4 protein-coding genes are annotated in these 6,339 nt (G+C 36.2%); 2 read left to right on the top strand and 2 right to left on the bottom strand.

Annotated features, from left to right (window positions below; translation table 11 throughout):
• Both GCCT14_RS03250 and GCCT14_RS05380 read left to right on the top strand, forming a co-directional pair.
• The coding region (locus tag GCCT14_RS03250) for a hypothetical protein (protein WP_157952555.1) at positions 1-459 on the top strand (459 nt) is incomplete at its 5' end.
• Positions 460-3,258: 2,799 nt separating this feature from the next.
• Entirely contained in the window at positions 3,259-3,534 is a 276-nt protein-coding gene (locus GCCT14_RS05380; protein WP_157952554.1) for a hypothetical protein, read from the top strand.
• Positions 3,535-4,221: 687 nt separating this feature from the next.
• On the opposite strand, the gene tyrS is transcribed toward GCCT14_RS05380, so the two are convergent.
• Positions 4,222-5,451: a tyrosine--tRNA ligase gene (gene tyrS / locus GCCT14_RS03230; protein ID WP_157952553.1), complete on the bottom strand. Its 1,230-nt coding sequence runs from the start codon at positions 5,449-5,451 to the stop codon at positions 4,222-4,224.
• A 14-nt stretch (positions 5,452-5,465) separates the two neighbouring features.
• Positions 5,466-6,236 (bottom strand): Nif3-like dinuclear metal center hexameric protein, encoded by a 771-nt coding sequence (locus tag GCCT14_RS03225; protein ID WP_108624220.1) that lies wholly within the window; start codon positions 6,234-6,236, stop codon positions 5,466-5,468.
• Positions 6,237-6,339: the final 103 nt, after the last annotated feature.

The raw sequence follows: 6,339 nt of genomic DNA, 5'->3' as shown, positions 1-6,339 counted from the left end.
GGACGGTCATTCATCTTACATCTACCTCAATCTAGAAAAACAATATTTCAAAACCTTGCATCCCGAAATGTCCCTTTGCACAGTGCATTTCCAGGGTTTTGTGTAAGAAGATTCCTATTGAAATACAGCTTAGGACTGCTTTTTACTCACAATGATCCTAATCAAGAAGAACCTCACATCCGCTCTATTCTAATAGGGATGAGCTTTTGGCCTTTTCTTTCTGCAGCGGATGCCCATCGTTATAGAAATCCAGAACTACCTATAGGAAGATGTGTATCTTTGAATTTGTTGCCGATCATTTTAGCTCTTCTTGTTGCTTACACAAAATTGCCAACGCTATGTGTATTGTTTTTTGCATATCTCTTTCTGATTTGGTACGAAACTACTCCTTTTGATGCAGTTAGACCTAGAGATATACATTTTAAAGAAGAGGTGTCGACGTTATATCAAGAAATATAAAACAATATTTGATCTTTGGCTAACTGAAAACATCTAGCGAAATTAAACTTGTTACAAACGTGTAGCATTATAGACAAAAAACATGCCACTACTACATATAAACTGTTCATATCTTGAACAAAAATAGGAATGATACAATGTTAGGACGGATTTGCCCTTGTTTTTCTTTCTGCAAACGTCTTAATAATGCTGTTTATTTTAAATTAAATTTGCATTCCCCAAGCATAGCTATGTCACTTAAATCAAACAAGATTTGTAATTGTTGTAGGGATTTTTTTTTGAAAGAAAACAATTTTTTTTCATTCTATACGATTAGAGAAGATGAAATAATTAGAAATTTATATTTAGGATTCAACGTATGGCCTTTCTTTTCTATAACTCAACACATTGATTATGTATCCGGAAAACCAACGAACAAATACCAATCCACCTACATCAACTTGTTCCCTTTGATCTTATGCTGCTTATTATTATTGCTTAAATATTTGCTAGCTCACATGTCTCACGCATGGTTATTTGACGTAATTAACTTAATGTACTTACTCTTTTCTTTGCTCATAATCCTGCTAGAAAAGCCCCCAACACCAAAGACATGGCGAATTGAAATTTTATAATATCTTCACATATTTTCTATCATAAATAGCGTTCTTACAACTTTGATCGGTTAAGTTGTATCATTAAACCCAACACACAAATTGTTTAATATTTGATTGCAAAATAGAAAATTGACCTATTACATGGTCGTAATAGACAAAAACTGGTTCCGAACGTAACCTACGCGCACGTTCAGTAAGAGCAGGTCTGCGATTATGTTTAGATGTTGCCCATGTTTTTGTTTTTCTTTCTGCAGACGTCTTATTAGTGCCACACGTATCAGAGCAAATATCTATGATCCAGCCTGTTCTATGTCACTTGGCACAAGCAAAATTGGCAGTTGTTGTAGAGAATTATTTTTGAAACAAAGCAATTTTCTTGTCTTCTTCACAATAAGAAATGAAATCGTTAGAGAATTACTTCTAGGATTCAATATATGGCCCTTTTTTTCTATCACTCAAACTGTTAAATATGTCGCAGGCCAACCAAAAAGGCAACGACAGTGTACCTTCATTAACCTGTTCCCTCTGTTTTTGTTCTGCGCATTATCATTACTTAGATATTTGCTAGCTCATATGGCTCACGTATGGTTATTTGACGTAATTAACTTGGTGTACTTACTCTTTTCTCTGATAATAATCTACATAGAGAAACCTACACATCCCAAGATATGGAAAGTTGAAGTTGTGTAATCCATTTAAAACACCCAACACACAAATTGTCTAATATTTGATTGTAAAATAGAAAATTGACCTATTACATAGTCATAATAGACAAAAATTGGCTCCGAACGTAACCTACGCGAACGCTCACAAGAGCAGGTCAGCTATTATGTTTCGATGTTGCCCATGTTTTTCTTTCTGTAGACGTCTTATTAGTGCCACGTGTTTCAGAGTAAATATCTATGATCCAGCCTATTCTATGTCACTTGGCACAAGCAAAATTGGCAGTTGTTGTAGAGGATTATTTTTGAAACAAAGTAATTTTCTTGCCTTCTACACATGTAGGCATGGAATCACCAGAGAATTACTTCTAGGGCTCAATATATGGCCCTTTTTTTCTATCACTCAAGCTATTAACTATGTCGCAGGCCAACCAAAGCATCAACTACAGTGTACCTTCATTAACCTGTTTCCTCTGTTTTTGTTTTGCACATTATCATTACTTAGATATTTGCTAGCTCATATGGCTCATGCATGGTTATTTGACGTAATTAACTTAGTGTACTTACTCTTTTCTCTGATAATAATCTATATAGAGAAACCTACACATCCCAAGATATGGAAAGTTGAGATTGTGTAATCCATAACGATCTTAATAACTTGTATTTAAATTCGTTGTCGTATGTTTTTTTATCCCAAATCATAACCTGGAAGACTTAATCGGTTGGACAGTACATATCCAAAAGTTTTTCCTTGTACAAAAAGGCCTTCTTCATATCTGTAAACAAGGAATGATATCTAGTCTGTTAACAAAACAAACCGTAAAATGTTTGTCGCATTTGACTATCGAAATGTACACAGGTTATATCATGCCATTTGGAATAAAATGTCCTTGTTACTCAACTAAGTGTCGCTTTGTTTATTGTTCCTCTTACTCTAATGCCTACCGTCATTCACTTAATGCACTCACATGTTGTTCTTGTAGGAATTTCTTTTTAAAATGTGGTGTTGGATGGATCATCAATAAAAGATGTTCTAGTGGAAATGAGCGTACAGTCTTTCTAGGGGTAGGTTTATGGCCTTTTTTCTCTGTTGATCAGGTAAAAGTGATCTATCTGTTAAAGAGTGGGCGTAGTGAATCAATAAGAGATATTCTCAGCGTAAATTTATTTCCATTGATTTTGTTTTGTTTGTTTTTTTGGATAATATGGACATTTGCTGATGTTACTTATGCGTGGTTGCTTAATATTGTTTATTTTGTGTACTTAGCTATCCATTTAATAATAATCGTCCTTGAACGACCTTCAAAAGGCAATACTATTAAAATTTAAATTTTAAAAAGTTTTTATTTCGCAACTTATAGCCCTTGTAGGTTTCTCAATGAGCTCTGGAATAAGGCTCCCTTTTTCTTCTATCTACTTTGGCGTTGTTTGTTGCTCGAATTACGCTGATATTTGGGATCGTAATCTTAGAAGAATTAAATGGTGCCCTTGCCTTAATTTTCTTATTAGATTTGGATTCGGATTGGTATTCAGAAAAATAAATGAGAACGGCACTAAACGTAAATTATAAGTCTGATGTTTACAGCGTCTCAGCAAGTCGTCTTGTTAGGCAAAATGTAATCAATATTAATCTATTTCCTTTAGCTTTTTTCTGCTTATTATCATGGGTCAAGTCACAACTTATTAACGTCTCTAATTTGTTTTCTATCTCTCCTTCATTAGTAATGGACTATAAATGGGTAGTTGACGTTGTCCGATTTGGGTATTTAATTATTTCTTTACTGATAATAATTTTAGAAAGGAATGGCATAAACTAAATATATCACTTTACTATTCAATAAAACTTTAGACAATTCATGACAAATTTCAAGTCCGTTCTCTTAGGGACTTTATTTATAGAAATCTCTCCGCATTGATAGACAATAATAAAATTTTAATTTATAATGTCATGAATCGGTTTAGAACAATTCTTTATATAGGTTAATCCCATGTTCGATTACTTGAGATCTATTTGCAGTGGATTCCGTCAGGCAAACTGTACAAGAGTGGATAATCTTCATGTTGTCAACAGGACAGACCCTCTTTTTTGCACTCCCAGACCGACGCGATGGTGCCCTTGTAGGGATTTCTTTTTGAGATGTAGTCGCGCTTGGAAATTTTCCAGAAGAGGTAAGAAGGTCAATGAACGTAAAGTTTGAATAACAACAGAGTCTGGTAAAACTACTACTTCTTTTCCTCAGGCGTGTACATGTGAAGGGCCTGTAGTCATCCATCGTCAAACCAGAGCTAATATCAACCTGTTTCCGATTCTTGTATTAATTCTCTTATCAGTAATCAAATGGATATTTGCTAGCGCAACTTACTTGTGGGTAATTGATCTTCTTCGCTGGTCTTACATAGCTTTTTGTTTGTTGATAATCATTTTAGAGGCACCTGGCAGGGATCACGAGCCTCCACCTGGATTCGAAATCGATCTACAAGTTATTTGATTGTAGTAAAGAGACTTAGGAAGAAGCTTTTAAAATAAATCTATTTTTCTTCCCTAAATCAAAGATCACAAAACGACCTTTAAGTAGGTCGGTCTCTTGCAGGGTGTTATCGTCTTGAATTTGTTTTCCATTTATTTTCACTGCACCCTGAACGAGAAGACGTCTTCCAAAGCTCTTACTTTCCAACCAGCCTAACTCTACACAGAGACTAAGCCAACTTTTACCAATAATAAGCGCTTTATTAAGGGCAATGGTTTTAGCTTTTTCCAATTCATCTTCATGGACTTGAAACAGGTCCCTTTCTGTCTTAACTTTTCGTCCTGCAATTGCTTCTTGCAAACCCTCCTCTCCATGAATCAAAAGAGTTAGCTCTTCTGCTAAACGATGTTGTAAGTCTCTTCCAGAAAGAGAGCTTTTTAAACTTTCGATTTCTGAAAGAGGTAAGAAGGTCAATGAACGTAAAGTTTGAATAACAACAGAGTCTGGTAAAACTACTACTTCTTGGTAGAAATCAACAGGAGAAAGAAAGCTAGAGTCAATCCAAATAGCTCCTGATTCGCTTTTACCAAATTTAGTACCATCTTCCTTAGTCAAAAGAGGCCAAACAAATCCGTGTACACTCTCCTTTGTTTTTTTACGAATCAACTCGCAACCTGACGTAATATTCCCCCACTGGTCACTACCACCTGCCTGTAAACGAATCCCGAACTCTTCAAACAAGTAAAGAAAATCGTACGCTTGTAATAACTGGTATGAGAACTCTGTATAGCTCATACCTACATCAGATTGGATACGACGACGAATCCACTCTTTACCCAACATCGGCCCCATTCTAAAGAATCTACCTACATCTCTTAGATAAGTTGTAAGATTCATCTTGTTGAACCATTCTTGGTTATTAACAATGCGGACAGAAGGTCCCATAAAACGCTCTATCCATCTCTCTATAGCAAAACTATTCCCTGCTATTTGATCATTGCTTAAAACAACACGTTCACTTGTTTTGCCAGATGGGTCACCGACCGAAGCTGTCACACCACCAATAAGAATAGTGACATCACAACCCATATTTTCTAACCATTTAGCCAGAACAAATCCTTGTAAATTTCCTAAGTGTAGGCTCTCACCAGTTGGATCTACTCCTAAGTAAAATTTCGGCCTGTCTTCTTTCAAGTATGTTTCACAATCAGGTGTGGACGCTTCAATTATCCCCCTTGCATAAAGCTCTGCGAAACGATTAGTCATTGTTTTCTCCAAACTCAAAACTGATTAGATTCATCGAAAAAACGGACTGAAACAGAAGGAAATTCTTGCTGTAAATGCTTAGTTAATTTCAACGGTCCAACACGTTCTGTTGCAAAGTGACCAGCCGAAACAAATACTTTTCCTGATTCTCTAGCTAAATGCCATTGCGGCTCATCTCCAGTACCTGATAGGAATAAATCAACACCTGACTCAATAGCGACATCAAAAGCCCGATGAGATCCCCCTGAACAAATGCCTACAATTTGTACAGATTGAACTGTTTCAGGTAGAGCTACACGAATAGAGGAGGAGTAGTATGAAGATATTCTCTCTAATACTGTACTAATTGGTACTGGAGATGAAAATCTTCCTTTCACAGCTACAGGAGTTTTTTCCTTTGGGGAAAGTCTTAAAGATTCCAATTCTTCCAATCCAAGATCAGTAGCTGCACCCCAACAATTGCCAAGAGTGGTATGTCCATCCATAGGCAAGTGGTATCCAAACAGTGATATTTCACTCAAAATAAGAGGTCGTATTCGCTTGAGGAAACGTCCAACAATCATGTCTCTCACTCCATTCCAGAAAAGACCATGATGCACGATCAATGCATCCGCATTCCAAGAACATGACTCTTCAATCACAGACCTACTAGCCGTAACAGCAACAGCAATTCGTTGGATTGTCTCCTTTCCTTCAACCTGCAATCCGTTTGGACCGAAATCATCAAACAATTGAGGTTGATACAAGTCATCTAAAAATTTGTGCAGCTGATGCCTAGTTAGCACGCATTATTCCTTGTTTAGTTACTAAACAGATAAACCCAATAAGGAGAAACTTATGGGAAAGTACGATTTGAAGGCGATTCTAGCAAAAAAAGCAATTGAATAT

Source organism: Candidatus Similichlamydia epinepheli (assembly GCF_003056015.1).
The sequence above is the reverse complement of the archived record's forward strand: the minus strand, read 5'-3'. Positions and strand labels throughout refer to the sequence as shown.